This window comes from Nocardia sp. NPDC049220 (assembly GCF_040647855.1).
GTDB lineage: Bacteria > Actinomycetota > Actinomycetes > Mycobacteriales > Mycobacteriaceae > Nocardia.
In genome coordinates this window covers 990,223-1,015,699 of sequence record NZ_JBEZDA010000001.1, presented here as the reverse complement: position 1 = coordinate 1,015,699, position 25,477 = coordinate 990,223, and the positions used below count along the sequence as shown (strand labels likewise).

Here is a 25,477-nt window from a genome sequence, read left to right as displayed (position 1 = left end):
GCGACCACTGGTGTTCACCTTCCGTTCGCCATCGCCCGCTGTGGCGGCGGACCGTCGCACTCGGAACAACAACGCCGCCGGAGACAACGGCGGCCGGACGCGGCCCCTGCCGCCGCGCACCGTCATGTGGCAGATTCCGCCGTGTGCTGTTGCGACAACAGAATTCTCGGACGCGGCGGTTGCGAGTACACCCGGGCACAGCGGACCGGCGAACCGCATCGACCGCCCAGAGCGGCTGCCGGAGACGAGCGGCGGCCACCTTCCGGAAAGGTCTCGCAGCGCGATCGGATTGCCTGTCGCCGAACTGAAATCATCATCAAGGAGTCCCGCCACCCGAAAGCCTCTCCGCGAGAGCATGACGCGGCTGAAGATGGCGATCGATGCCAAGCACATCTCGGCCGCCATAACCACCCAAGGGTCGACCCGCCCGCCGGAGAGTTCGACGTCATCGGCTACCTGACATTGTTTTACCGCGACGATATGGAGATGATGGCACATGAACAGCCGAATTATCGCCATCAGGTTCCCGCTCTCTTCAGGTCCTGCGAAATCACGCCACAGCGCAGGAACATGCGTTCGGGCGTCTGGTCGTTGATGCACGGAGTCAGGCTATTGGTCCGGCAGCAAGGGTAATAAGGTAAAGCATCATGTCCGTAACACAGCGAGAGCGAACTGCCGGTGCGGCGGCGGTCGGCAATTTCGTCGGCCGCAAGCCGGAGCTGGACAAAATCGTCACCCTATTGCTGGGTTCTGTACCGTTGGTCACGTTGATCGGTCCGGGCGGGATCGGCAAGACCCGACTCGCCGCCGAGGCGGTTCGTCGCTATCACAAGACCAGGCATGTGTCGGTGCATTGGGTGCGGCTGGCACGGCTGGCGAAAGATTCCGACGTCGTGGCGGTCGAGGAGGAGATGGCCCAGTCGGTGGTCGACAAGGACTATTCCGGGAGATCGGCGTGGGCGGCACTGGTCGACACGCTGACCGAGACGGACGCGGTGGGACGGACGGTGCAGAGCGTGTTGGTCGTGGACAACTGCGAGCATGTGCTCGACAGTGCCGGTGACGTGATCGCCCGGTTACTCGAGGCGGTGCCACGATTGAGCGTTTTGGCGACCAGCCGCGAGGCGCTCAAGTGGGTTGACGAGCAACTGATCGAGGTTCCCCCGTTGTCACGGCAACAGGCCTTGAATTTGTTTCGGGAGCGATCGGAACTCACCGGACATCCCGTCGTCGATCCTGATCAGATTGCCATGGCCGGGAGAATATGTCGGCATATCCACCATCACCCGTTGTATGTCCGATTGGCTGCCGCACGGTTGGTTCGCCAACCGTTGGCGGTGCTCCTTCACGAGTTGAGTGGCGCCGAAGACGATGACCGGCGGATGCGGTGGTCGCACGGACCACGGGCGGGAGCCGATCCGCGTCACCGGGGGGTGGTTGATGTCATCGCGTGGTCCTATGACTTGTGTCGGGACAAAGAGCGTCTGCTTTTGGACCGCATGTCGGTGTTCGCCGCCGGATACGATGCGAACCCCGAAGACGACGAGGGCGATTCCGCTGTCGATGTGGGCGCCGATTTGGAAGCGATCGAGGTCGTCTGCTGCGACGACGCGAAGAATGAACACGAGACGAATCCCGCGGACGACGCCGACGTAGGTATCGTGCTGGCTCGAGCGGAGATCGAGAATCTGCTCGAGCGACTGGTCGATCAGTCGTTGGTGTCGGTGCGCATCACCTCGACCACTACGCGCTATTTCCTGTTGGAGAGCCTTCGGCTGTTCGCCGCGCAACGACTTCGGGAACGTTCGACCGCTGAGGTCGATGAACCGGAGCGGCTGGCCGAGCGGCACCGCCGGTATTACCGTGACAAAGTCGTGCACGCGGCGGCGAACTGGGTCGGCCCCGCAGAGCAGGACTTTCTGGACTGGGCTCGCGCGGCATGGGACAACACGCTGACCGCCATCGAGGGAAGCATCACCACTCCGGGTAAGGCAACCCTCGGGTTGGAGATCTGTGTCGGGCTGATGGCGCTGCGCCTGCCGTTCTTCCGAGGATCGTTCCGAGAGACCAGACGATGGACAGAACGCGCCCTGGCGGCGACCCGCTCGCTGGACCCACAACCCACCGAACTCCAAGTCCAGGCCATGGCCTGGACGGTATTCATCGCGCTGAGTCAGGGTTTGCCCGATGATGCCGAGCAGTTGCTCGAAGAGTGCCTCCGCGCCTACCGGCCGGACCCGGACGATAGACCGAACTGGCGACACACCGCCGACATCGATATCGGCCTGCCCGCCTATGTCGAACTGGCTGTGGGCCTGATACTCCTGGTTGAGCAGGGCGACGCCGGGGCAATCACCGTCCTGACTCGGGCGCGCGACAAGTTCCTTCGGGCCGGCGATTCAGGTGCCGCGGTCACCACCGAGACATTCGCGGCGATGGCTGCGGGAATGCTCGGAACGTCGCAGGAAGCTCATGAGCTTGCCGCGCGCTGTCTGAACAACGCCGGCGCTTGCGGCCCGTCGCTGGCGAAGTCTTGGGCGCAATTGGCGTTGGCGATCACCTTGACCAATCACGGCAACCCCGGCGAAGCGATGGAAGTCGGACGCACCGCACTGGCATACCAACTCCGCACCCGGGATCAGTGGAGTGCGCTGTGGACGCTCCAGTTTCGGATATGGTCCCTGGCGCGAATCATCACCGACTCGCTCGAGACGGGACATGCCGACCGCGATGAACTGGTCGTCCTCGCTACCGAAGCCGCTCAACTGGCCGGCGGAGCCTCGACGTTACGAGCCAGGGTCGGCGTCGACATCCACAGTGGGCCTTTTGCGAGGAAAAGCGCCGAGGCCCTCGCCGTCGCCCGCGGGATTATCGGACCCGAAGCATTCACGGCGGCGGAAACCCAAGGGACGCTGCTTCGTCCCGAACTGGACGAAGTGCAACGGTTCGCGATGGGGACGCTGGTGATCGACAACCGCTCGGGGGATCGCATCGTCGGTGCGGACGCCCGGTCGGTCTGGCGTCAGTTGACCGGCGCCGAGCAGGAAGTCGCCACCTTGGCCGCGGCCAGGTGGACCAACAGCGCGATCGCCACGCGCCGGGACAACTCCGTCCGGACCGTCGACGCGCACATGGCCTCGATCATGCAGAAGCTGATGATCACCTCACGCGAAGACATCATCAGATTCGTGCCGGAGGACCGCCTGGACCAGGTCCGAAAAGAAGCCACACGCCGACCGAGCCGACGCAATCAGCAACAACCCCGCCGACAACAGTAGACACAGCGTCCCCACAATCGGTCGCCGACATCGCGCCATAACATCTGATCCGGCGCCGAGTGGTTGCTCGACGGAAGACAGCGGGTCGGATGACCAGGGTTGTCAGTAGGGGTTGGCCCGTCCGGCCCAGCGCGGATTCAGATCACCCGCGAGGTGCCGGGGAAACGAGATTCGCTGCGGGTCACCGTCGGAGGTGTAGCGCTGATCGGGATCCGCGGCGAGCCGGTCGAGCCAATAGGCCGAGTCGAAGGGCACCTCCGCACGGCCGGAGCGGATGCGCGGCACCGCGCCGGAATCGATCGGACCGTATGGTGCCGGCGCCGGGTTCGCCCCGACCAGCAGCACGGCATCGAACACGTAGGAGGTGCCATCCCAGGTTCCCCTGGCGGCCAGGGCGCGGTCGGTTGGAAAGACACCCAGTGGCAGTGCCATTGTGCGCACGGTCATCCCGGAAACGGCTGTGGTGATCGCGCGCAGGTTCTGCACCATCTCGCGCTGCACCGCCTCCGCGCCCAGGCGCGCGAGATTGCTGTGATCGGCGGTGTGAGCGCCTATTTCGCTCCCATGTGCGACCAGCCACGGCAAGGCGCGAGCATCACCGGCGAACGGCTGATTGTTGACATAGAAAGTTGCGACGGGAGCGAAACCCGGATGGCCCGTGGCGAATTCCTGCAAGATTCCGACCGCGCAGTCAGGCGCCACCGCACCGTTATCGGTGAATCGCAGCTGACTTGTCGTGGAGTCGTCGAAGGTGAGCAGCACCGGGTGTGTGCCGGCGAGAAGGTCGAGATCACCCGAGAGGTACTGCGTCACCGTCACTGGGCGGTAACCCTCCCGGTACAGCCTTTCCAGTTCAGAACGGAACTCCTCCGGAGTCTGGTCGTATTCGCCGGCCGGATCCGAGGACAGCTGGTGGTACATCAGAACCGGAACAAGCCCCAGTTCATTGGCGGCTACCTCGGCCGGACTCGGCAGACTCGACGTCGAGGACGACTGTGAACTCTCCGTAATCGATGAGGGCACACCAGCATTCGTACCACCGCACGCGGTTAGCACCGTGAGAAGAATCGCCCAGACTGCCCGCAGCGCGAGAGCCGGGTACCGAATCATGGCGCGAATGTTACGCGGCGACAACGGTTCACGGCCGATCTTCGAAAACGCCGCTGAGCTACCGCACCCGTCGCGGATAGTGATCATGAAGGCAACGATGAAGGTTGGTGTGCGCGTTGTTCATACGGTTTCGGTCAGTCGGTCGACGACGGTTGGCGATCATGGCAGTCGGGGCGGTCCTGGCCCTCCTGCTCGCTTCGACGATCATCAATGCCGGACGCTCCCAACCGTCGGGCTTGCCGCTGCACGGACTTCCAGGACACCTGCTCGGCACGACCGCACTCGCGACCCTGGAACTGCGCGTGGACGCCCGCGGCCACGATCCGCACACCGTGCGACTGACACTGGACGGCACGCCGGTCGATGGCCAGGTCGATGGCGATACTGTCGTGTATCGGCCGCGCGGCCTGTGCGACGGCACGCACACCTTCCTTGCGGTCATCCAGCCCGGAGGCCCGCTCGGATTATTCCGGAAGGCGGTGGGGGCGTCAGCGACGTTCACCGTGGACACCGAGCCGCCGAACTTGGCCCTGGAGCAACCGAAACCCGTGACCTCCTACCAGGAGGCGGTAACGGTGCGTGGCAGCACAATCGGCGCCGAACGGGTATCGCTCGGCGGCCGGTCGGTACTCCCGGACCCGAGCGGCAGGTTCGAGATCACGGTGCCGCGTGCCCCGGTGGGCGCCGATGTGGTCGCGGTGGATGCGGCAGGCAACGTGACGACGCAGGTCGTGTCCGCCGGCGTCGATCTGCCCCGAATCAAGGCGGTCCATGTGACCGCGTACGCATGGGCGTACGACCCGATGCGGGAAGCCGTGCTGGAGTTGGCCCGCCAAGGGCGCATCAATACCGTCGAGCTCGATATCAAAGATGAGGACGGCATCGTCGGCTACGACTCGCAAGTCTTGTTGGCCCGGGAGTCCGGTGCGGTCGGCGCCATCTACGACGCCGGCGAGGCCATCCGACAGTTGCACGACCACGGCCTGAAGGTCGTGGGTCGGATCGTGGCGTTCCGCGATCCGACGATGGGCGCGTGGGCCTGGCGTACCGGCCGCCAGGATTGGGTTACCCAGAATCCGTCCGGACAGCCCTACTCCAGCGGATACGGGCCGATCGCGTTCACCAATTTCGCCCACCCAGAAGTCCGCGAGTACAACATTGCCCTCGCGGTCGAGGCCGCCCGGCTCGGTTTCGACGGAATCATGTACGACTACGTCCGCCGCCCCGACGGCGACCTCTCGGGCATGCGTTTCCCCGGCCTGACCGACACTCCCAGTGCGTCGATCGTCGAGTTCCTCCGGCAGAGTCGCGATCCCGTGCACGATGCCGGCGCCCACCTCGGCGCCGCCGTCTTCGGCATCGCCGCCACCCGACCCGACCAGATCGCCCAAGACATCCCGGCGATAGCGCGCAATGTCGATGTCGTGGCGCCGATGCTCTATCCCTCGCATTGGCATTCCGGTGAATACGGCGTGCCGAACCCGAATGCCCAGCCCTACGACATCATCATCCGTTCCTTGCAGGACTTCCGCGCCCGCACCGAGGGCACCGGCAGTCAGGTCATGCCCTGGCTGCAGGACTTCAGCCTCGGCGTGTCCTATGACGACGCCGAAGTCAGGGCACAGGTCGACGCCACCCATGCGGCCGGGCTCGATAGCTTCTTCCTATGGAGCCCCACGGTGAAATATCACGGCGGGGCCATCAACCCCGACTGAGCACACGCGGAATATTGCGCCTAACGGGCAATATCCGACCATTCGTCGCAGGGCGGCCTGCTATCAGGACAGTTTCAGGCTGCGCCCGATGATCTCCTTCATGATCTCGGTGGTGCCGCCGTAGATGGTCTGGACGCGGGCGTCCAGGTAGGCCTTGGCGATGGGGTATTCCTTCATGTACCCATAGCCGCCGTGCAATTGCAGACAACGGTTGATCAGCTCGAGTTGCTCCTCGGTGCTCCACCACTTGGCCATGGCGGCGTCCTCCGCGGTGAGCTTGTCCTCGTTGAGCAGTTCGATGAACTTGTCGACCATGAGGCGCACCGCGGTGGTCTTGGTGGCCAATTCGGCGAGCACGAAGCGGGTGTTCTGCAGGCCGCCGATCGGTTTGCCGAATGCCTTGCGGTCGCGAACGTATCGGATGGTCATGTCCAGACACGATTCCATCGCCGCGGCCGCCATGACGGCGATGGACAGGCGCTCCTGTGGCAGGTTGTGCATGAGGTGAACGAACCCCATGCCCTCGGTGCCGAGCAGGTTCCTGCCGGGCACGCGGACGTCGGTGAAGCTCAACTCGGCGGTGTCCTGCGCCTTCAGGCCGAGTTTGTCCAGGTTGCGGCCACGTTCGAAGCCGGGCATGCCGCGCTCGACCACGAGCAGACTGAAGCCCATCGCGCCTTTGTCCGGGTCGGTCTGCGCGACCACAATGACGAGGTCGGAATTGATGCCGTTGGTGATGAAGGTCTTGGCGCCGTTGAGAATCCAATCGTCGCCGTCGCGCACCGCACGGGTCTTGATGCCCTGTAGGTCCGAACCGGTGCCCGGTTCGGTCATCGCGATCGCGGTGATGAGCTCACCGCGGCAGAAGCCGGGCAGCCAGCGCTGCTTCTGCTCCTCGTTGGCCAGCTCCATCAGGTAGGGGGCGATCACATCGTTGTGCAGCGCGAAGCCCAGACCGGAGTACTGCCCGCGCACCGACTCCTCGACGACGATGGCGTTGTAGCGAAAGTCCTCGACCCCGCCGCCGCCGTACTCCTCCGGCATGGCCATGCCGAGAAAGCCCTGCTTACCCGCCTCGAGCCAGACCGCACGGTCGACGATGCCCTGCTCCTCCCAGGTGGCGTGGTTCGGCGCAACGTGCTGAGCGAGAAACTTGCGGAACGACTCTCGAAACAGCGCGTGTTCCGGTTCGAACAGTGTGCGCTCCACACCAAACCTCCTAGTGACCACACCAGCCGGTCCACACCGACCGTCGTTGCCATACACGGTACCCGGAACGAGAATCTAGGTTTACTTTCAGGCCGCAAACTGCCTCTCAACTGGACCGACAGCGCAATTTCAGATCGCCAGTCGAGATTCTCGGCAAACGCACACGGAAATCTGACTGGGCTACCCATAGCCGTACAGACATCGGGCCGGCTATCGAACGCGCCCCCGCCGGAGCGGACGCACTGTCCGGAGCAGTCAGATGTTCAGCTTGCCACGTATCCGACCTACCAAGGTGCGCCCTTGATCGCGCTCGCGTGTGGCGAACAGGAAGTTCATCTCCTCCCGCAGCGCTTTGTGCACCACATCGCGCAATTCCGTGGCGGCCGCGTGCATATCCTCGGCATCACGCCACGGCGCCGGGTCGATCGGCGCGCCCGCCGCGAAGTAGAAGCGCTCCGGGCGCGGAATGATCGTGGGGCCGACGCCGCGGAGGAGCGGAGGGGTGAGATCGCGACGGAGGCCGAGAGCTTCGACGGACCAGCGCAGCGGGTACAGGATCGGATGGTCGCCGTCGAACACGATGTCGTAGGCATCGTCGACGCCGATCATGGCGACCGGGACGATCGGGGCGTTCGCCTCGATGGCCATCCGCGCGAAGCCGCTGCGACCCTCCCATTTCAGCAGGTACTTCTCATTCTTTCGGCGCACTGCCTCGCGCGCACCGCCGGGAAAGACCAGGACAGCCTCGCCGCGGCGGAGCAAAGCCAGACAGTTCCCCCGGGTCCCCCGCACCGCACCGCAGTAGTGCAGGACATGACGCAGGCCGGGAACGTTGATCAGGACATTCTCAGCCAGGCCGCGGATCAGGCGACCGCGCCGACGCAGGACCTCCGGTAACAGCAGCGGGGCATCGATCCCGCCCATCAGAGTGTGGTTGCCGACCAACAAAACCGGACCGTCGGCGGGAATGTTCTCCAGACCGTAGAAACGGGGGCTCGTCCACGCGCGCAGCGGTGCGAGCAAGGTCTCGATCACCCGCACATCGGTCTCGGTCAGCGAAACCATCAGTGGCGCACCGTCACTGAGCCGTGGATGTGCTGCGCCAGGGCCGGAATGCCGATCAGCGGAACCGGCGAAGCCCGGGCGGTCGTCCGACATGTACCCTCCTGATGTCGATTCGCCGACGATAGCGTAGCGAAATCGACTGTGTCGCCGCGGATGTGCGAATCAGCGACACGTCACCCGGACGCCGACCTGCGGTTGGCTGTCGGCGGCGGACCGGGAAGACCGCACGACACGCACGCCAGAGCGTGACGTGCACCAACCCATCTCGTTCGAGCCAACACCGGGCGGAGCCGATCGGCCTGATCTAGACGGAGTCCCGCGTGGATGACCGTTTTGCGCAGGACCTCTACTCGGTTGCCGCGTGCCCGTCGGCCTCTGGCGAACCTGCGCCCGCGTGCGCGTACTGCGACAGGGCAGCGGCGAGGGCATGCGGGACCCGGGCACGGACGCGGGTGCCGCCTACCTCGTGACTAGAACTCACGATGCGACCGTCAGCGTGGATCCGCGCGAGCAGATCGCCGCGCGTGTACGGCAGCAACACACCGACCTCCACATCCAGGCCGCCGAGCATCTCGGCCAGGCGCGCGCGTAGCGCGTCGATGCCGAGACCGGAGTGGACCGAGACGAACGACGCGTCCGGCAGCAGTGCGCGCAGGTGGGTGAGTCCCATCGGATCCACCACATCGACCTTGTTGACCACCAGCAGTTCCGGCGGTGCGGGCGTGCCGGAATCCTTGATCACATCCGTGATCACCTCGCGGACCGCCTTGATCTGTTCGGCAGGAAGCGCGTCGGAACCGTCGACCACATGCAGCAGCAGGTCGGCGCCGGTGACTTCCTCCAGGGTGGAGCGGAACGCCTCGATCAACTGGGTAGGCAGGTGGCGGACGAAACCGACGGTGTCGGTGAACACCACCTCACGGCCGTCCTCCAAGTCCGCCCGCCGGGTGGTCGGGTCGAGTGTGGCGAACAGTGCGTTTTGCACCAGTACACCGGAACCGGTGAGGGCGTTCATCAGGCTCGACTTGCCCGCGTTGGTGTAACCGACGATCGCCACCGACGGCATGCCGCTGGAATTGCGGCGTGCCCGCATGGTGTCGCGCGCGGTCTTCATCTCGCGAATCTCACGGCGAAGTTTGGCCATTCGCTCACGGATGCGGCGACGGTCGGTTTCGATCTTGGTCTCACCGGGACCACGCAGACCGACACCGCCATTACTGCCCGCGCGACCACCGGCCTGCCGAGACATCGACTCACCCCAGCCGCGCAGTCGCGGAAGCATGTACTCCATCTGGGCCAGCGAGACCTGCGCCTTGCCCTCGCGGGAGGTGGCATGCTGGGCGAAGATGTCCAGGATCAACGCGGTCCGGTCGATCACCTTCACCTTGGCGACCTTCTCCAGCGCGGTCAGCTGCGCGGGAGTCAGTTCGCCGTCGCAGATCACGGTGTCGGCGCCGGTCTCCAGCACCACGGTGCGCAGTTCGTCGGCCTTGCCGGAGCCGATGTAGGTGGCCGGATCAGGCCGGTCACGACGCTGGATCAACGCCTCGAGTACCTCGGAGCCCGCGGTCTCGGCCAGCGCGGCCAGCTCGGCCATGCTCGCCTCCGCCTGTGTGGCGGACCCGGAGGTCCAGACACCGACCAGCACGACGCGCTCCAGGCGCAACTGGCGGTACTCGACCTCGGTGATGTCGGTGAGTTCGGTGGACAGACCCGCCACACGTCGAAGCGCGCTGCGGTCCTGCCACTGCAACTCGCCGACCGTGGGCTCACCCGACCACCCGGAGCGCGCCATTCTGGCGCTGTGCTCGGCGACGATGTCACCGGTCACATCGGCATCGAGGTCGTCGATATCGCGGTCACTCCCGTCCGCCGGGGTGAATTCATACGTCTCTGATTTGCTCATACACCGTCTATGCTGCCACGAAACGGTGGCCGTGGCACTCGGTTATCCGCGGCGCGCGCAGCTCACAGGCCGTCCCACCAGGATTCGGCAAGGCGGCCCGTGGCTACCAGAACCGACGGTCCACGCAGCCACGCCGAGCCGTTCTCCATTCCGACGACCACCGCACCGCCCGGCACCCGGACGGTCACCCATCCGGTGTCCTCCGCAATCCGGAAGCCGTCCGCGGCCAGCGCCGCGGCGGCCGCTGCCACGGTTCCCGTTCCACACGACCGTGTTTCGCCAACACCGCGCTCGTACACCCGCATGTCCACCGAGCGATCGGCATCGAGTGCTGTGACGATCTCGACGTTCACGCCGTGCGGGAACAGATCGGGGTCGAAACCGGGCGGGACGGTCAGGTCGAGTTTGCCGAGAGCGTCCGACGACAGCCCGGGGTCGACGCACGCGAGGTGCGGGTTGCCGACATCGATGCCGATACCCGACAGCGCCCAGCCCGCGATCGTCGCGGTCGACTCGCCGAGTTCACGCACCCGGCCCATGCCGACGGTGACATCACCGACGACCGCGTCCGCGGCGTGCACGGTGACCGGGCGCGCTCCGGCACGGCTGCCGACGACGTAGCCGTCCCGGGTCTCGAGTCCCGACGACGCCAGGTAGTGGGCGAATACGCGCACGCCGTTGCCGCACATCTCGGCGATCGAGCCGTCGGCATTGCGATAGTCCATGAACCAGTCGTCTGCGCCGACGCCCACCGGGATCGCATCGAGCACACCCGCGGCCAGAAACGCACCGGCCCGCGCAACCCGCAGCACGCCGTCCGCACCGACCCCACGGCGACGATCGCACAGCGCGCCGACCCGCTCCGGGGTCAGCGCCAGCCGTGCCTGCGGGTCGGGCAGCACCACGAAGTCGTTCTCGGTGCCATGCCCCTTGGTGAACTCGATGTCCGGCACGCGCGATGTCTCCCTGATCTCGTCGTCATTGTGCAAACGTCCGGCGCTGCCGGGAAATTTCGTAGAGCGCCACCGCCGCCGCCGACGGCGCGCCCAGCGAACTGGCCGTGCCACCCATGGGTATGTACACCATGTCGTCGCAGACCTGCCGCCAGGCCGAACTCAGACCGCTGGTCTCATTGCCGACGACGAGGATCGTCGCCTCGGTGAAGTCGTGGTCGTAGGCCGCGCGGGGGCCGTCCTCGTCGGTGCCGATGATGCGGGTCGGGATGCCGCGACGCACCTGGCGCTCGCGGAACTCAAGCACCTGCGCGGGTCCGGCAGCGCGAATGACCGGCACGCTGAACAGCGAACCCGTCGACGCGCGCACCGCCTGCGGGTCGTACTGGTCGGCGCCGTGCCCGGTCACGATGACACCGCTGGCGCCGAACGCGTCCGCCGATCGGATCAGCGTGCCCAGATTGCCTGGCGAGTTGGGGCGATCGAACACCACGACCACCGGCGCGTCCTCGCCCGGCTCGCCGGGCTCGAACGCGTCGAGTTCCGGCTGTCGGGACACCGCGACGGCCACGAGTTCCGGTATGCCGCTGGATTTTTCCCCGAGTTCGGCCATCAACTCGGGGACGAGGCCGACCTGTGGCGCGCCGCTGGTATCCAAGACCTCGCGCGCCCAACTGGACAGGTCGGGCACACCGAGGCGGTACAGCAGCGTCTCCAGTGGCCAATCGTTGGCGACGGCCTGGGTGATCGGGCGGACCCCCTGCACCAGGAACCGGCCGTCCCGATGACGTTTGGTCCGGTTGTTCAGGTATGCCTGCCACACCTGGACAGAGGCGTTGCGGGTGCTCACACGTCTGTTCACTGAGTCCGTTCTTTCTCGTCGAGCAAGGCGAGCGTCGTCGCCACCAGGTCGGGGTCGGCGCCGTCCACCCAACGCACCCGGGGATCGCGCCGAAACCACGAACGCTGTCTGCGGACGTAGCGGCGCGTGCCGATCAGGGTGCGCTCCCGCGCGTCGTCCAGGTCGTATTCGTTATCCAAGTAGGACAGGACTTGTGCATAGCCGATTGCGCGCTTGGCGGTGACGCCCTCCCGCAGGCCGCGCCCGATCAGACCGCGGACCTCCTCGACGAGCCCGTGCGCGAACATCGAGGCGGTGCGCTGCTCGATGCGCGCGTCCAGAGCCGCGGTCGCACGGTCGACGCCGATAATGATGGTGCCCCACCGCGGCTGCCCGATCCGCGGAGCCGACGCGGCGAATGGCCGGCCGGTGAGTTCGACGACCTCGAGCGCGCGGACCATGCGGCGGCCGTCGGTCGGCAGGATCGTGGCCGCCGCCGCCGGATCGGCCTCGCGCAACGCGGCATGCACCGCCGCGACGCCGCCCTCCGCGAGCACCGCCTCCCAGCGGGCCCGCACGGCGGGATCGGTGGCTGGGAAATCCCACTGGTCCAGCAACGCCTGGACGTACATCATCGAGCCGCCGACGATGACCGGCACGCGCCCTCGGGCCATGATCGCGGCCACGTCCGTACTCGCCGCGGCCTGGTAAGCGGCAACGGTCGCGGTCGCGGTCACCTCCAGCACGTCGAGTTGATGGTGCGGGATGCCGCGGCGCCGGGCGACGGGCAGTTTCGCGGTGCCGACGTCCATGCCACGGTAGAGCTGCATCGCGTCGATGTTCACGATTTCGCCACCGAGCCGTTCGGCCATGTCGAGAGCGAGATCGGACTTACCGGTGGCGGTGGGCCCGACCACTGCGATCGGCGTGATGCCCGCGCCGGTCACAGGACCTCGTCTCGCGCGGGACGCCAGAGGCTCACGTGGTAGCCGACCCCGAAGGGCGCGTCGCGGTACCGCGTCTCGACCACCGGATCGGCGCGGAACAGCCCGGCAAGCACCTGGTACGCGGACCGCCCGGAGAGGGCGAGTTCGGCGCACAGTGCCGGTTCGAGTGCGTGGATCGAGGCGCGGTCGCCCGCGGTCAGAGCGCGATCGAGCGCGTCTTGCACGGCATCGGCCCGTTCATCGAGGTAGCCGGGCGCCTTGGTGGACAACGTCGCCGCACCGTCGGCGACGACGAGCACACCCACCGACGCGTCGGTGACGTCCAACTCGGCGCGCAGCTGCGCACCGAGTTCGGCGCAGTGATCCGGCGATGCGTCCCTAGCCACGATGCGGGCCTGGGCGACGGCCGCCGGTGCGGTTCTTCCCCGCAGCCACCCCGCGATCAACGCGGGCAACGCAAGCCCGGGATCGGCCTCGTCCGGGCCTGCGACCGCAGCCGAGGACAGTCCTACCCGCAGGTCCGCGCCGAACCCGCGAAAGGTGCCGACAGTTTCCGGCCCGAGCACGTCGTCGGCAACACCCACGCCCAGTACCATCCACCGGTCCGACACGTCCGCGAACGTACACACCACATCCAGTACTGCGGCACGCAGTACGGCGCGCTGGTCGGGGTGGTCGGGGTGGTCGATTCCCGCCGAGTCGGTCCCGCCGCATAATTCGGGTACCAGGATCGGCGGCGACGGAACCAGGGCGGCGAGGGAGAACACAGCGTAACCGTAGTCGTTGCGCAGACCACCGGTACTTTCCGGCTTCGAGTGTCTCTGCCGCAAACACCGCCGAGATTGATAGTGTTCGAGGAGCTACAACCCAGGTCATCAGGGGTTGCCATCCCCGGGATTCCGCCGGGGGAAAGCGTGGATCGATGGTCACAGGAGCTCGGACCGGGTTGAATGGGATGAGCTAGGGCGTAACCAGGCAGCCGTGACGCGCGGCAGGGACGAGGAAAAAATGACCGACAGCAACGGAACCGCGAAAGCCAGCCCGGGCAAGATGCCGCGCTCTTCCGGTGCCCCGAAACCCGGCGGCTCGATTCAACCCCCCAAGCCGCACGCGGTCAAACCAGCCCCGGGCCCGGCCCAGCAACATCCACATCCTGTCGTGGTACCCACAGTCTCCGATCCCGGCGTGTGGGGCCGAGTCGACGAGGACGGCACCGCCTGGGTGAAGACTGCCGACGGTGAACACCAGGTCGGGTCCTGGCAGGCGGGCGACGCCGCGGAGGGCCTGGCCCACTTCGGCCGCCGCTTCGATGATCTCGCCACCGAGGTCGCCCTGCTCGAAGCCCGCTTGGCCGCGGGCGCGGATGCGCGCAAGACCAAAGCCGCCGCCGTCGCGCTGGCCGAATCGCTCCCGACCGCCTCCGTTATCGGCGATATCGACGGACTCGCCAAGCGTTTGCAGGCCATCGCCGAACACTCCGAGGAAGCGGCCGCGCACGCCAAGGAGGAGAAGGAACGCGCCCGCCACGAACACACCGAGCGTAAGGAGGTACTCGCGGCCGAGGCGGAGAAGATCGCCGCCGAGGCCACCCAGTGGAAGGCCGCGGGCGACCGGCTCCGCGAGATCCTCGACGAATGGAAGTCCATCCGCGGGGTGGACCGCAAAGTCGACGACGCGCTGTGGAAGCGCTACTCCAAGGCGCGGGAGGCATTCAACCGGCGCCGCGGCGCGCACTTCGCCGAGCTGGACCGAGAACGCGCCGCCGCGAAGTCGCGCAAGGAGGAACTGTGCGTGCAGGCCGAAGAACTGTCCGGGTCGACCGATTGGGTGGGCACCGCGAGCATCTTCCGTGACCTGCTCGCCGATTGGAAAGCCGCTGGTCGCGCCCCGCGTGAGGCCGATGAGGCGCTGTGGCGGCGGTTCAAGAGCGCGCAGGACGTGTTCTTCGCCGCACGCAACGCGGCGGTCTCCGAGCGCGACGCCGAGTTCGAGCACAATGCGGTGGCCAAAGAGGAACTGCTGCGCAACTACGGCCACATCGACCCGTCCACCGACCTGGACGCCGCGCGCGGCGGGCTGCGCGAGCTGCAAGACAAGTGGGACGCGATCGGCAAGGTGCCACGCGAGCGCATGCAGGAACTGGAAAGTAAGCTGCGCGCCATCGAGAAACGCGTCCGTGACGCTGTCGACGCGCAGTGGCGGCGCACCGACCCGGAGGCGATGGCGCGCGCGGCCCAATTCCGTGAGCGAGTAGCGCAGTTCGAAGAGCAGGCCGCCAAAGCTCAGGCCGCGGGCAACTCCCGAGACGCGGAGAAAGCGCTGGAGCAGGCCCAGCAGTGGCGCGAGTGGGCCGAGGCCGCCGAAGGCGCCGTCAGCAAACGCTGATCCTCCGGATACACGTGTGGCCCCTCCCGGACTCAGGTCCGAGAGGGGCCACCGTCATTCGTCATTGGCTGCTCGCGTCGAGTCAGGATTCGCCGGTGCGGCGTCGGCGCGCACGCTCCTCCGCGGCAGCGGCCGCGGCGCGGCGCTGCTGTTCTGCCTCCAAGTGCAGGGTGGTACGGGTCCACACCACCCGGATCCAGTGGAACGTGAGCACGATCGCGACGACGGTCCCGATGACCAGTCCGAAGCCGGGACCCGCTCCGTGATAGTTGCCAAGTCCGGGGGTTTGGCGATGCCAGATCGACAACACGCCGAACACGCTGGCGATCGCACTACCCGCGACCGCGATCCAAGCCAACACCCAGCGGCGGGTCATCAGCGCGAGCGTCGAGAATCCGATGCCGAAGACGACGAGGAACCACACGAAAACACGGGACGGCAGTCCGATGTGCTCGATTCGCGCGGCATCGGTACCCAGCAACACGTCGAATCCGCGGGCCGCGCCCGCGTGCGGTAGCACCAGCGACAGCAGCAGCAGGAACACCGCGCCCGCCACCACCATGGCGCGCACGCCGGGGTCGATCTCGCCCGCGATCCGACGCTCGACGGCGTTCAGATCGTCGCGGAACTGTTCGAAGTCGCTGGTGCCCTCGACCGAGCTCACTGAGTCCTCGTTTCGTTGGTCGTCGGCTTTGCCCGTCCCGGAGTTGGGAGCACCTCGCGCCGCGCTGCCCGCTGACCCGCGATGCTCGTCGCCGGACGTGGGACGCGAGTTCGCGTCACCGCGGGTGACATCGTCACCATCGTCCGGCTGGGTGCTCATACGTCGCAGCCGGTCGAGCAGCCCTCAGCCGCCGGGGCCGGGGCGGGTAGGCCGATCCGGGGCAAGCCGAGACCAACTCCGATCGGCTCGGTCTTCGGAGTGCTGCCGCGCTCATGCGCGTCGCCGGCACGGGTGCGGCGGTGGGTCTTGATCGCGGCGTCGGCGATCAGGTGGTGCGGCGCCGCACTGGTGATATCGACGGTGACGAGGTCGCCGGGACGCAGCGGTTCGTCGGTGCCGCCGGGACGGAAGTGCACCAGTCTGCCGTCGCGAGCGCGTCCGCTCATCCTGGCGGTCGCGGCGTTCTTCTTGCCCGCTCCCTCCGCGATGAGCAACTCGACCTCGGTACCCACCAGCGCCTGGTTCGCCGTCAACGAGATCTCTTCCTGCAGCGCGATCAGCCGGTCGTAACGTTCCTGCACGATGGCCTTGGGCAGCTGGTCGGGCATGTCTGCGGCGGGAGTTCCGGGCCGCTTGGAGTACTGGAAGGTGTACGCGCTGGTGAAACGCGCCCGGCGGACCACATCCAGGGTCTCCTGGAAGTCCTCCTCGGTTTCGCCGGGGAAGCCGACGATGATGTCGGTGGTGATCGCCGCGTGCGGCATCGCGGCCCGCACCTTGGCGATGATCCCGAGGTAACGGGCCTTGCGGTAGGAGCGACGCATGGACTTGAGCACCCGATCCGAGCCGGACTGCAGCGGCATGTGCAACTGCGGACAGATGTTCGGGGTCTCGGCCATCGCCTCGATCACGTCGTCGGTGAACTCGGCCGGGTGCGGCGAGGTGAAGCGGACCCGCTCGAGGCCGTCGATCGTCCCACACGCGCGGAGCAACTTGGCGAACGCGCCGCGGTCGCGGGGCTCACTCGGGTCGGCGAAGGACGCGCCGTAGGAGTTGACGTTCTGTCCCAGGAGCGTCACCTCGAGCACGCCCTGGTCGACCAGCGCCTGCACCTCGGCGAGCACGTCGCCGGGGCGGCGGTCGACCTCTTTGCCGCGCAACGACGGCACGATGCAGAAGGTGCAGGTGTTGTTGCAGCCGACCGAAATGGAAACCCAGCCCGCATAGGCTGATTCGCGCTTGGCGGGCAAGGTGGACGGGAACGCCTCCAGCGACTCCAGGATCTCCACCTGGGCCTCCTGGTTGTGCCGCGCCCGCTCCAGCAGTACCGGCAGCGAGCCGATGTTGTGTGTGCCGAACACCACATCTACCCAGGGCGCCTTGCGCACCACGACGTCGCGGTCCTTCTGCGCCAGACAGCCGCCGACGGCGATCTGCATGCCGGGACGCCCCGCCTTGATCGGAGCCAGATGACCGAGGGTTCCGTACAACTTGTTATCGGCGTTCTCGCGCACCGCGCAGGTATTGAAGACGACGAGGTCGGCCGTCGCGCCGGGCGCGGCCTTCACATATCCCGCATCCTCTAGCAAACCCGACAAGCGTTCGGAGTCGTGCACGTTCATCTGGCAACCGAAGGTGCGGACCTCATAGCTGCGCGCTGTGCCGTCGAGGGGTGCCGAGGACAACTCCTCTGCTGGAGACAACCCCTCCGCCGGAGGTAACACTGCCTGTCCGATCGAATCCACCCGTCCAGGGTACGGGTCGGCCACCGGCCGGCTTCGCGGGCATCGGCGCAGGCCCAGGGGGTGGTCCCGGTGCGGAAATCGACGTTACGGCCATGTATCGCATCGGCGTGTTGCCCCGGCGTGTCGAATAAACTCGGGCAAATTCCCAAAATCGGCTTAAGGTCTTGACCATGACCGACGACGCCGCCGCGCCCGATACCACCGGGAACGCTTCAACCGGGGACGTCAGCGCCGCAACCAGCGCGCCGCCGATGATCTCGATACGCAATGTGGACAAGTATTTCGGCGACTTGCATGTGCTCAAAGACATCAACCTCGATGTTCCCCGAGGACAGGTCGTCATCGTTCTGGGCCCCTCGGGGTCTGGGAAGTCGACGCTGTGCCGCACCATCAACCGATTGGAACCGATCGACTCCGGCGACATCGCCATCGACGGTGTCCCGTTGCCCGCCGAGGGCCGCGCGCTGGCCGCGCTGCGCGCCGACGTCGGCATGGTGTTCCAGTCGTTCAATCTGTTCGCGCACAAAACCATCGTGCAGAACGTCATGCTCGCGCCGACCAAGGTCCGCAAGTTCAAGAAGGACGACGCGCACACGCGCGCCATGGAACTGCTCGACCGGGTCGGCATCGCCAATCAGGCCGACAAGTACCCCGCCCAATTGTCGGGTGGGCAACAGCAGCGCGTCGCCATCGCCCGCGCGCTGGCGATGAGCCCCAAGGTGATGCTGTTCGACGAGCCGACCTCCGCGCTGGACCCCGAGATGGTCAACGAAGTGCTCGAGGTGATGGTGTCGCTGGCCAAGGACGGGATGACCATGCTGGTCGTCACCCATGAGATGGGCTTCGCCCGGCGCGCCGGAAACCGGGTGCTGTTCATGGCCGACGGCCAAGTGGTGGAGGACGCGACGCCGGACGCCTTCTTCACCGCGCCGAAGTCCGACCGCGCCAAGGACTTCCTCGGCAAGATATTGAGCCACTGAATAGTGTCACTGACCTGACACGAAGCCACTGACCTGCCGGACAGAGCGGCTAGCACCACCCATGAGAGGGAGAAGAAACCAGATGAGGATCAACCATGCCCTGCGCGTCGGCGTCGGGGTGATCGCCCTGACACTCGCCGCCGCGACCGCGAGCGCCTGTGGTGGCGGCGGCGGCGACAAAACCGCACTGGACCACGCCAAGGACGGCAAACTCACCGTCGGCATCAAATTCGACCAGCCGGGCCTGGGCCTGCGCAACAAAGACGGCTCCTACAGTGGCTTCGACGTCGAAGTGGCGAAGTACGTGGCGGGCAAACTCGGCGTCAAGCCCGACGCCATCACCTTCAAAGAAGCCCCTTCCGCCCAGCGTGAAACGCTGATCGAGAACGGCCAGGTCGACTATGTCGTCGCGACCTACTCGATCACCGACAAGCGCAAGGAGAAGGTCGACTTCGCCGGTCCGTACTACGTCGCGGGCCAGTCATTCCTGGTACGTGCCGACAACACCGACATCGATGGCCCGGAGACCTTGAAAGGTAAGAAGGTCTGCTCGGTGAAGGGGTCCACCCCGGCCCAGAACATCGAGAAGAACTTCCCCGACACCCAGCTGCAGGCCAACGACACCTACTCGCTGTGCCTGGAAGGTCTGCGCGCCGGGTCATGGGACGCGGTAACCACCGATGACATCATCCTGGCCGGTTACGCCGCGCAGAGCAGCGGAGCGTTCAAGGTGGTCGGCAAGCCGTTCACCACGGAGAACTACGGCATCGGCCTGAAGAAGGGCGACAAGCAACTCCGCGATCAGGTCAATAACGCGATCGAGGCGATGTTCGCCGACGGATCCTGGAAGAAGGCATTCGACGCGACCGTCGGCGCCTCCGGTTACCAGGCGCCGCAGCCGCCGGCCCTGAACCGGTACTGAGGTCCCTGCCTCTTCCACCCGAGCTCGGGTGGCCCGGGCCGCATCCGGCCGGGCCACCCGCCGCACATCCCCTGACCATCGAGAACTGATCGGAGGGACGCGTCCGCCGTGTTCGACCTGATCTCGAGGTATGACACCAATATCCTCGAAGCCTTCTGGGTGACTATCGAACTCACCGTGCTGTCGGCGATCGGCGCGCTGATCCTCGGCACGATCGTCGCCGGACTGCGGGTATCCCCCGTACCGGTCGCACGGTGGGTCGGTACCGTCTACGTCACCATCTTCCGCAATACCCCGCTCACCTTGATCATCGTATTCATGTCGCTGGGCCTCTACACCACCATGGGCTGGCGGCTTGCCGGTGAAGGCCCAGATTCGTTGGAGCGGAACAACTTTCGCTTCGCCGTCATCGGCCTGAGTATCTACACGGCCGCCTTCGTCTGCGAGTCGCTGCGCTCGGGTATCAACACGGTGCCGATGGGCCAGTCGGAGGCGGGCCGCTCGCTCGGCTTCGGCTTCGTGCAGAATCTGCGGCTCATCGTGCTGCCACAGGCCTTTCGCTCGGTCATCGCACCGCTGGGCAGTGTGCTGATCGCACTGACCAAGAACTCCACCATCGCCTCGGCCATCGGCGTCGCCGAAGCTGCGACCCTGATGGCGGAGATGAACGAGACCGAGGCCGCGGTGCTGGCCATCGGCGCGATCTTCGCGCTCGGCTTCGTCATCCTGACCCTACCGACCGGCCTGTTCTTCGGCTGGCTGGCCAAGCGATACGAGGTGGCCCGATGAGTGGGCGCGGCGAGCCAGCCATCAACGCAACCGCCGGTACGGTGCCGCGGAAGCCGAACGTCAGCGAGGCGCGGGCATGAGCGCAGGCGCTTCGGTTCTGTTCGACGCGCCGGGCCCGAAAGCTCGGTTGCGCAACACCATCTATTCGGCCGTCGTCTTGATCGCGGTGCTCGCAGCGGTCTGGATGTTCTACCGCGGCTTCGCCGACAAGGGGCAGTTCACCGCAGCGAAGTGGAAGCCGTTCCTCGACCTCGAAGTCTGGTCCACCTATCTGCTGCCGGGCTTACGGGGCACCGTGGTGGCCGCGCTGCTGTCGATCGTGTTCGCCCTGGTCGTCGGCATGATCTTCGGCATCCTGCGGCAGTCGGACCATCGAATCGTGCGCTGGGTGGCCGGCACGATCGTCGAGGTGGCCCGCGCGATTCCGGTGCTGATCTTGATGATCTTCCTGTTCGCGGTGTTCTCCGACTACCAGGTCTTCAAATCCGATTCTCTGGCACTTGCCGCGGTGGTCACCGCCCTGACCATCTACAACGGTTCGGTCATCGCGGAGATCGTGCGAGCGGGCATTCGGTCGCTGCCGAAAGGACAAACCGAGGCGGCGGTCGCGCTCGGCATGCGCAAGAGTCAATTGATGCGGCTGATCCTGCTGCCGCAGGCGATCACGGCGATGCTGCCCGCGCTGATTTCGCAGATGGTGGTCGCGCTCAAGGACTCGGCGCTGGGCTACCAGATCACCTATGTCGAAATCGTGCGCTCCGGCCAGCAACTCGGCGCGGCCGAACAGAACACCGTACCAGCGTTGATGGTCATCGCCCTCGTCATGATCGCTCTCAACAGCGCGCTGACGTTGGTGGCGACCAAGCTGGAACGTCGGCTGCGGGCACGCAAGCGCGGCAAGGGCGGCACAGCCGTGGTGGCCGCGGACTCCATCATCACCGACGCCGCGCCCGGCGTCGATATCGGTAAGGCGCCGTGAGCGTCGACGAACAAGTGCGCTAAGGGTATCGACCGGGACGGGCCAGCGGGTCGCGTGCGCTGGACGCGATTATTCGCTCCAGCGCACCGACTTTCGCACCAGTGTCCACCGGGGACACGGGTGCGCCCGTTCGAGAACGGGACAATGCCTTTCCATTCCAGGCGCAGGAAGGAAATCCGACGACCGGCCGGCCACCGCGTCTGCCGCACGCACGAACATCGACGACGTCTGGGCTGCTGGTGATTCGCTAATCGAGTGACTCCCCGAAGCCTTCTTCGACGGCATCGTTATCCGCCAGTTCGGCCCGGACGACCCGATAAGCCGTGGACTGCGTGAAGCCGCGCCGGGCGAGCATGCCGACAAGTCGGCGGATGGTCTTGTCGCGGTCCAGGTCTCGGGTCCCAGAACGCAGCTTTCGGCGGACCAGCTCGGCGGCGCGGAATTCCTCGTCATCGTCGGTGATGGCGGCCAGAGCGGGCACAGCATCGGACTCCGCAACGCCCTTGCGGCGAAGTTCCTGCGCGAGTGCCTGTTTTCCTCTGCCGGAGCCGGTGTGGCGGGAATGCACCCATTGTTCGGCGAACGCAGCGTCGTCGATGAGGCGTACTTCAGCGAGGCGATCCAGCGCTTGATCGCACACCTCGGACGAGTACCCTTTCGCCGCCAGGCGCTGAGCAAGCTCGGCGCGGCTGCGCGCACGGACGGCCAGCAGTCGAAGACACGCCTCCTTCGCCTGCTCGACTGTCCCGCCGTCAGATCCGGCCGCCACTCGATCGGCCCGTCGTTCGTCCGACTGTTCAGAGGCAGCGAACGGAGATTCCGTACGCCGCGTCACGTTTCGACGGCCATATCGGGATCCGGTCGAACGCGCCCGCTGCGGATCGAGCGCGTTCGACCGGGTTCCCATGGTGTCCGGCCCGGCCGAACTATCTTCGGCCCTCCGAACTCGTTCATGCTCCTGTTCGCCGGGCGGGGCGGCGACCGACCGACCGGAGGCGGACAGGAGATCTTCCAATCGGCGCCGCATCTCGTTGACCGGGTCGGGCCGTGACTCCTCGGGCCCGTTCCGGCGAGGCCCGGGCGTGCGCCGACCGGTCATCGGCTCAGAAATCGGCGGGTGCCTCGGTGGCGGCTTGGTCCGCGGTCACGTCGGCGCCGATGCCGAGTTTCTCCTTGATCTTCTTCTCGATCTCGTCGCGCACGTCGATGTTCTCCAGCAGGAACTTGCGGGCGTTCTCCTTGCCCTGGCCGAGCTGGTCACCCTCGTAGGTGTACCAGGAGCCGGACTTGCGGATGAAGCCGTGCTCGACGCCCATGTCGATGAGCGAGCCTTCCTTGGAGATGCCCTGCCCATAGAGGATGTCGAACTCGGCCTGCTTGAACGGCGGGGAGACCTTGTTCTTCACAACCTTCACCCGGGTACGGTTACCGACCGCGTCGCTGCCGTCCTTGAGCGTTTCGATGCGGCGCACGTCGAGGCGCACCGACGCGTAGAACTTCAAAGCCTTACCACCCGTGGTGGTTTCCGGCGAACCGAACATCACGCCGATCTTCTCGCGCAGCTGGTTGATGAAGATCGCGGTGGTGCCGGAGCTGTTCAGCGCACCGGTCATCTTGCGCAGCGCCTGGCTCATCAGACGAGCCTGCAGGCCGACGTGGCTGTCGCCCATTTCGCCCTCGATCTCAGCGCGCGGCACCAGCGCGGCCACCGAGTCGATGACGATGATGTCGATGGCACCGGAGCGCACCAGCATGTCGGCGATCTCCAGTGCCTGCTCACCGGTGTCGGGCTGGGAGACGAGCAGCGCGTCGGTATCGACACCCAGCTTGCGGGCATAATCCGGGTCGAGCGCGTGCTCGGCGTCGATGAACGCCGCCACGCCACCCGCGGCCTGCGCGTTGGCTACCGCATGCAGCGCGACAGTGGTCTTACCCGAGGATTCCGGACCGTAGATCTCGACGACGCGACCGCGGGGCAAACCACCGATGCCCAGCGCCACATCCAGCGCGATGGAGCCGGTGGGGATCACCGAGATGGGCTGGCGGGCTTCCTCGCCGAGGCGCATGACCGCGCCCTTGCCGAAGCTCTTCTCCACCTGGGCCAGCGCGAGTTCGAGCGCCTTGTCGCGGTCGTACGCCTGTGGTGCCATGGTCCTGATCCCCTTTTCGACAGGTAGGTCTCGTTCTGTGGTTGGCGCCTACAGTAGAGGGCGGCACCGACAAGTTCTGGCGTCAAGGGTAGCCGAACACATGTTCGAGTCAAGCGACGCGCCCGGCGCCGCGCGAGCGGACTTCACAGTTCTTCGGCAAACACCGCGCGATCAGCACACCAGCGCGATCTGAGCGGAATTCAGCAGCATCTGCGCCTTCTCCACCCCGGCTCGTCGAGCCCCGCACGCACCGGCCCCCCAAAGGCAACGGTGACTCTTCCTACCCCCCGGGCGACGCCTGCGGTCGGATCGCGCGATTCCCTACTCCGGTGGTTCAGGGATTGGCGGGCGAGAGTTCGGCCGGTCCCCAGCGCAACGCTCCCCCACGGCGCTCGACCACCTCGTCGACGGTGAAGTCGACGGAGCACTGCGCGCCGGCGCCGAAGGCTCCGGGCGTCCAGACCAGTTCGGCGGTGCCGGTGAGCTGGAGGGTGGCGCCGGTGGTCCAGTCCGGGACCAGGATTCCGCAGCGGGGGTTCACCTCGATGTTGCCCAGAGTCATGAACATCGAATTGCCCCGATAGTCGGGCCAACGTAACCGGGTGGACGAAAGCACCTGCAGAAACCCGGGATTTCCGCCGCGATGCGAGGCGTCGGCATTCCCGTTCACATCGGCGGACGCAACGAAGAACGTGTCAGCCGCCGCGACCGTGGATTGTAGACGCGCGTCCAACTCGGCGCGATGGCGCTGCACCGGCGATACGGCGTCCGGCGCATAACTCTCGAGCCGCCTACGCGTGATGTACTTGGGACAGTTCGAATACACCTGCTCGGCGACGATGCGCAAACCGTCGCCCGCTGGTGTCGATCTGCCGTTGACCCGCATCCGCCTGCGCTGTTGCGGTTGCAGCGCGATCATCCCGATGTGCGCGGGGAGAGCAAGGGCATCCGAAAGTGGATCCCCCAGGGCAGGCCGTGCGCCGACGGCAATGGTCGCACCGTCGAGCGCGTGCACGAATCCCGGCGGCCCGACCAGTTCGCTCGCCCACAGCCTGCCCGCCGAGTCGGCGGCGGCGATCACTACCATCGGCTGTTCGGACAGGAAGTCGGCGGCGACCGCCGGGATATCGGAACGGATCGTGCGACCGACCCGGTCGGCGATGTGTGACTGGCCCATTCTGCGCTGGACGGCGACCTCACCGGGATGAAACGGATCCATCACGATTTCCCTTCGCTGCGCGGGCGCTGACGAGATCAGAAGAACCCGCAGGTCGGCGCAGCGCCACTGGGGGAAGGCGCGGTTTCGGCGCCACTGGGCGCATAGATCTCGAGCCGAATGCCGTCCGGGTCGGTGAAGAAGATGCCCCCGGAGGCCACGCCCTCGCGATGCGCCACCACGCCATCGTGGACAAAGGTGACCGACAGCTCGCGCAGCGCGCGCTCGAGCGCACGCACCTGATCGATGCTGTCGACCTGAAACGAAAGGTGGTGCAGTCCTGGCGTTTCGGTGGAAAATGCGCCGTTGCTCTGCTCCCACAGCGTGACGACGAGCGTGCCGTCTACGCCAAGGAAGGCCCAGCGCTGGTCGCCGTCAGCGCTCCCGGCCAGCTGCTCGAAACCGAGTGCCCTGCGATAGAAATCCACCGAACGGTCCAGGTCGGAGACGTTCAGGCCGATATGCCCGGTCGCGAGCCGGGGTGTGACGACCGCGGTCATAATGCTCCTCCTCGGAATTATTCAACTGTCTAGATTCATATGACTAGTTAGAATGTAGTCATAGATCCCGAGTCGAGTCAACCGTTGATATCCATATAAGCAGTTAGACAGGAGGTCGTCGCC

The 25,477-nt window shown here is 66.2% G+C and carries 21 protein-coding genes; 7 read left to right on the top strand and 14 right to left on the bottom strand.

All coding sequences use genetic code 11. The features are described from left to right. Window positions 1-647: 647 nt before the first annotated feature. Window positions 648-3,278, top strand: coding sequence for an AAA family ATPase (locus tag AB0C34_RS04430; protein WP_357067333.1), 2,631 nt, complete (start codon window positions 648-650; stop codon window positions 3,276-3,278). A gap of 102 nt (window positions 3,279-3,380) precedes the next feature. Here the strand turns inward: AB0C34_RS04430 and AB0C34_RS04425 are convergent, their stop codons facing one another. Beyond that, the gene (locus tag AB0C34_RS04425; RefSeq protein ID WP_357067331.1) at window positions 3,381-4,301 is read right to left on the bottom strand and encodes a polysaccharide deacetylase family protein; all 921 of its coding nucleotides are present in this window, start codon (window positions 4,299-4,301) and stop codon (window positions 3,381-3,383) included. A 248-nt stretch (window positions 4,302-4,549) separates the two neighbouring features. On the opposite strand from AB0C34_RS04425, the gene AB0C34_RS04420 reads away from it, so the two are divergent. After that, window positions 4,550-6,103, top strand: a complete 1,554-nt coding sequence (locus AB0C34_RS04420; protein ID WP_357067329.1) for a putative glycoside hydrolase — start codon at window positions 4,550-4,552, stop codon at window positions 6,101-6,103. Between the two features lie 63 nt (window positions 6,104-6,166). Here AB0C34_RS04420 and AB0C34_RS04415 read toward each other — a convergent pair whose 3' ends face one another. The 7 genes from AB0C34_RS04415 to AB0C34_RS04385 all read right to left on the bottom strand — a co-directional run bounded on the left by AB0C34_RS04415 (window position 6,167) and on the right by AB0C34_RS04385 (window position 13,791). Further along, entirely contained in the window at window positions 6,167-7,312 is a 1,146-nt protein-coding gene (locus AB0C34_RS04415) for an acyl-CoA dehydrogenase family protein (protein ID WP_357067327.1), read from the bottom strand. A gap of 255 nt (window positions 7,313-7,567) precedes the next feature. Further along, the gene (locus tag AB0C34_RS04410) at window positions 7,568-8,470 is read right to left on the bottom strand and encodes a lysophospholipid acyltransferase family protein (RefSeq protein ID WP_357067325.1); all 903 of its coding nucleotides are present in this window, start codon (window positions 8,468-8,470) and stop codon (window positions 7,568-7,570) included. A 253-nt stretch (window positions 8,471-8,723) separates the two neighbouring features. Next, window positions 8,724-10,172 (bottom strand): GTPase HflX, encoded by a 1,449-nt coding sequence (gene hflX, locus AB0C34_RS04405; protein ID WP_357068485.1) that lies wholly within the window; start codon window positions 10,170-10,172, stop codon window positions 8,724-8,726. 173 nt (window positions 10,173-10,345) lie between these two features. Beyond that, window positions 10,346-11,227, bottom strand: coding sequence for a diaminopimelate epimerase (gene dapF, locus AB0C34_RS04400; protein ID WP_357068483.1), 882 nt, complete (start codon window positions 11,225-11,227; stop codon window positions 10,346-10,348). A gap of 34 nt (window positions 11,228-11,261) precedes the next feature. Then, window positions 11,262-12,098 (bottom strand): TrmH family RNA methyltransferase, encoded by an 837-nt coding sequence (locus tag AB0C34_RS04395; protein WP_357067323.1) that lies wholly within the window; start codon window positions 12,096-12,098, stop codon window positions 11,262-11,264. Continuing rightward, complete coding sequence (miaA, locus tag AB0C34_RS04390; protein WP_357067321.1) at window positions 12,095-13,024, bottom strand: tRNA (adenosine(37)-N6)-dimethylallyltransferase MiaA; 930 nt, start codon at window positions 13,022-13,024, stop codon at window positions 12,095-12,097. The genes AB0C34_RS04395 and miaA overlap by 4 nt, the downstream gene beginning before the upstream one ends. After that, on the bottom strand, window positions 13,021-13,791 hold the full coding sequence (locus AB0C34_RS04385; RefSeq protein WP_357067319.1) for a hypothetical protein: 771 nt from the start codon (window positions 13,789-13,791) through the stop codon (window positions 13,021-13,023). Before AB0C34_RS04385 ends, miaA begins: the two co-directional genes overlap by 4 nt. A 241-nt stretch (window positions 13,792-14,032) precedes the next feature. Between AB0C34_RS04385 and AB0C34_RS04380 the strand changes: the two genes are divergently transcribed. Then, on the top strand, window positions 14,033-15,409 hold the full coding sequence (locus tag AB0C34_RS04380) for a DUF349 domain-containing protein (RefSeq protein ID WP_357067317.1): 1,377 nt from the start codon (window positions 14,033-14,035) through the stop codon (window positions 15,407-15,409). 82 nt (window positions 15,410-15,491) lie between these two features. Here AB0C34_RS04380 and AB0C34_RS04375 read toward each other — a convergent pair whose 3' ends face one another. Together AB0C34_RS04375 and miaB are read right to left on the bottom strand one after the other, a co-directional pair. Further along, the gene (locus tag AB0C34_RS04375) at window positions 15,492-16,232 is read right to left on the bottom strand and encodes a hypothetical protein (protein ID WP_357067316.1); all 741 of its coding nucleotides are present in this window, start codon (window positions 16,230-16,232) and stop codon (window positions 15,492-15,494) included. Continuing rightward, the gene (gene miaB / locus AB0C34_RS04370; protein WP_357068481.1) at window positions 16,229-17,758 is read right to left on the bottom strand and encodes a tRNA (N6-isopentenyl adenosine(37)-C2)-methylthiotransferase MiaB; all 1,530 of its coding nucleotides are present in this window, start codon (window positions 17,756-17,758) and stop codon (window positions 16,229-16,231) included. Before miaB ends, AB0C34_RS04375 begins: the two co-directional genes overlap by 4 nt. Window positions 17,759-18,069: 311 nt before the next feature. On the opposite strand from miaB, the gene AB0C34_RS04365 reads away from it, so the two are divergent. From AB0C34_RS04365 to AB0C34_RS04350, 4 genes are all read left to right on the top strand, one after another. Next, window positions 18,070-18,798 carry an amino acid ABC transporter ATP-binding protein gene (locus AB0C34_RS04365; protein WP_357068479.1) on the top strand — a complete coding sequence of 243 codons (729 nt, stop codon included), beginning with the start codon at window positions 18,070-18,072 and terminating at the stop codon, window positions 18,796-18,798. A gap of 82 nt (window positions 18,799-18,880) precedes the next feature. Continuing rightward, the gene (locus AB0C34_RS04360; protein ID WP_357067314.1) at window positions 18,881-19,720 is read left to right on the top strand and encodes a glutamate ABC transporter substrate-binding protein; all 840 of its coding nucleotides are present in this window, start codon (window positions 18,881-18,883) and stop codon (window positions 19,718-19,720) included. A gap of 108 nt (window positions 19,721-19,828) precedes the next feature. Beyond that, window positions 19,829-20,509 carry an amino acid ABC transporter permease gene (locus AB0C34_RS04355; protein ID WP_357067312.1) on the top strand — a complete coding sequence of 227 codons (681 nt, stop codon included), beginning with the start codon at window positions 19,829-19,831 and terminating at the stop codon, window positions 20,507-20,509. A 76-nt stretch (window positions 20,510-20,585) separates the two neighbouring features. Further along, complete coding sequence (locus AB0C34_RS04350) at window positions 20,586-21,488, top strand: amino acid ABC transporter permease (RefSeq protein WP_357067310.1); 903 nt, start codon at window positions 20,586-20,588, stop codon at window positions 21,486-21,488. Window positions 21,489-21,735: 247 nt separating this feature from the next. Here the strand turns inward: AB0C34_RS04350 and recX are convergent, their stop codons facing one another. The 4 genes from recX to AB0C34_RS04330 all read right to left on the bottom strand — a co-directional run bounded on the left by recX (window position 21,736) and on the right by AB0C34_RS04330 (window position 25,354). Further along, window positions 21,736-22,395 (bottom strand): recombination regulator RecX, encoded by a 660-nt coding sequence (gene recX / locus AB0C34_RS04345; protein ID WP_357068477.1) that lies wholly within the window; start codon window positions 22,393-22,395, stop codon window positions 21,736-21,738. Window positions 22,396-22,591: 196 nt separating this feature from the next. Further along, complete coding sequence (gene recA / locus AB0C34_RS04340) at window positions 22,592-23,638, bottom strand: recombinase RecA (protein ID WP_357067308.1); 1,047 nt, start codon at window positions 23,636-23,638, stop codon at window positions 22,592-22,594. Window positions 23,639-23,972: 334 nt separating this feature from the next. After that, entirely contained in the window at window positions 23,973-24,857 is an 885-nt protein-coding gene (locus AB0C34_RS04335) for a pyridoxamine 5'-phosphate oxidase family protein (RefSeq protein ID WP_357067306.1), read from the bottom strand. A 35-nt stretch (window positions 24,858-24,892) separates the two neighbouring features. After that, on the bottom strand, window positions 24,893-25,354 hold the full coding sequence (locus tag AB0C34_RS04330) for a VOC family protein (protein ID WP_357067304.1): 462 nt from the start codon (window positions 25,352-25,354) through the stop codon (window positions 24,893-24,895). Window positions 25,355-25,477: the final 123 nt, after the last annotated feature.

Coding starts and splice junctions, on each gene's coding strand:
- AB0C34_RS04430 (WP_357067333.1), top strand. CDS start 648: ATGTCCGTAACACAGCGAGAGCGAACTGCCGGTGCGGCGGCGGTCGGC.
- AB0C34_RS04420 (WP_357067329.1), top strand. CDS start 4,550: ATGGCAGTCGGGGCGGTCCTGGCCCTCCTGCTCGCTTCGACGATCATC.
- AB0C34_RS04410 (WP_357067325.1), bottom strand. CDS start 8,470: ATGTCGGACGACCGCCCGGGCTTCGCCGGTTCCGCTGATCGGCATTCC.
- hflX (WP_357068485.1), bottom strand. CDS start 10,172: ATGGCGCGCTCCGGGTGGTCGGGTGAGCCCACGGTCGGCGAGTTGCAG.
- AB0C34_RS04380 (WP_357067317.1), top strand. CDS start 14,033: ATGACCGACAGCAACGGAACCGCGAAAGCCAGCCCGGGCAAGATGCCG.
- AB0C34_RS04375 (WP_357067316.1), bottom strand. CDS start 16,232: ATGAGCACCCAGCCGGACGATGGTGACGATGTCACCCGCGGTGACGCG.
- AB0C34_RS04365 (WP_357068479.1), top strand. CDS start 18,070: ATGATCTCGATACGCAATGTGGACAAGTATTTCGGCGACTTGCATGTG.
- AB0C34_RS04360 (WP_357067314.1), top strand. CDS start 18,881: ATGAGGATCAACCATGCCCTGCGCGTCGGCGTCGGGGTGATCGCCCTG.
- AB0C34_RS04350 (WP_357067310.1), top strand. CDS start 20,586: ATGAGCGCAGGCGCTTCGGTTCTGTTCGACGCGCCGGGCCCGAAAGCT.
- recX (WP_357068477.1), bottom strand. CDS start 22,395: ATGGGAACCCGGTCGAACGCGCTCGATCCGCAGCGGGCGCGTTCGACC.
- recA (WP_357067308.1), bottom strand. CDS start 23,638: ATGGCACCACAGGCGTACGACCGCGACAAGGCGCTCGAACTCGCGCTG.
- AB0C34_RS04335 (WP_357067306.1), bottom strand. CDS start 24,857: ATGGATCCGTTTCATCCCGGTGAGGTCGCCGTCCAGCGCAGAATGGGC.
- AB0C34_RS04330 (WP_357067304.1), bottom strand. CDS start 25,354: ATGACCGCGGTCGTCACACCCCGGCTCGCGACCGGGCATATCGGCCTG.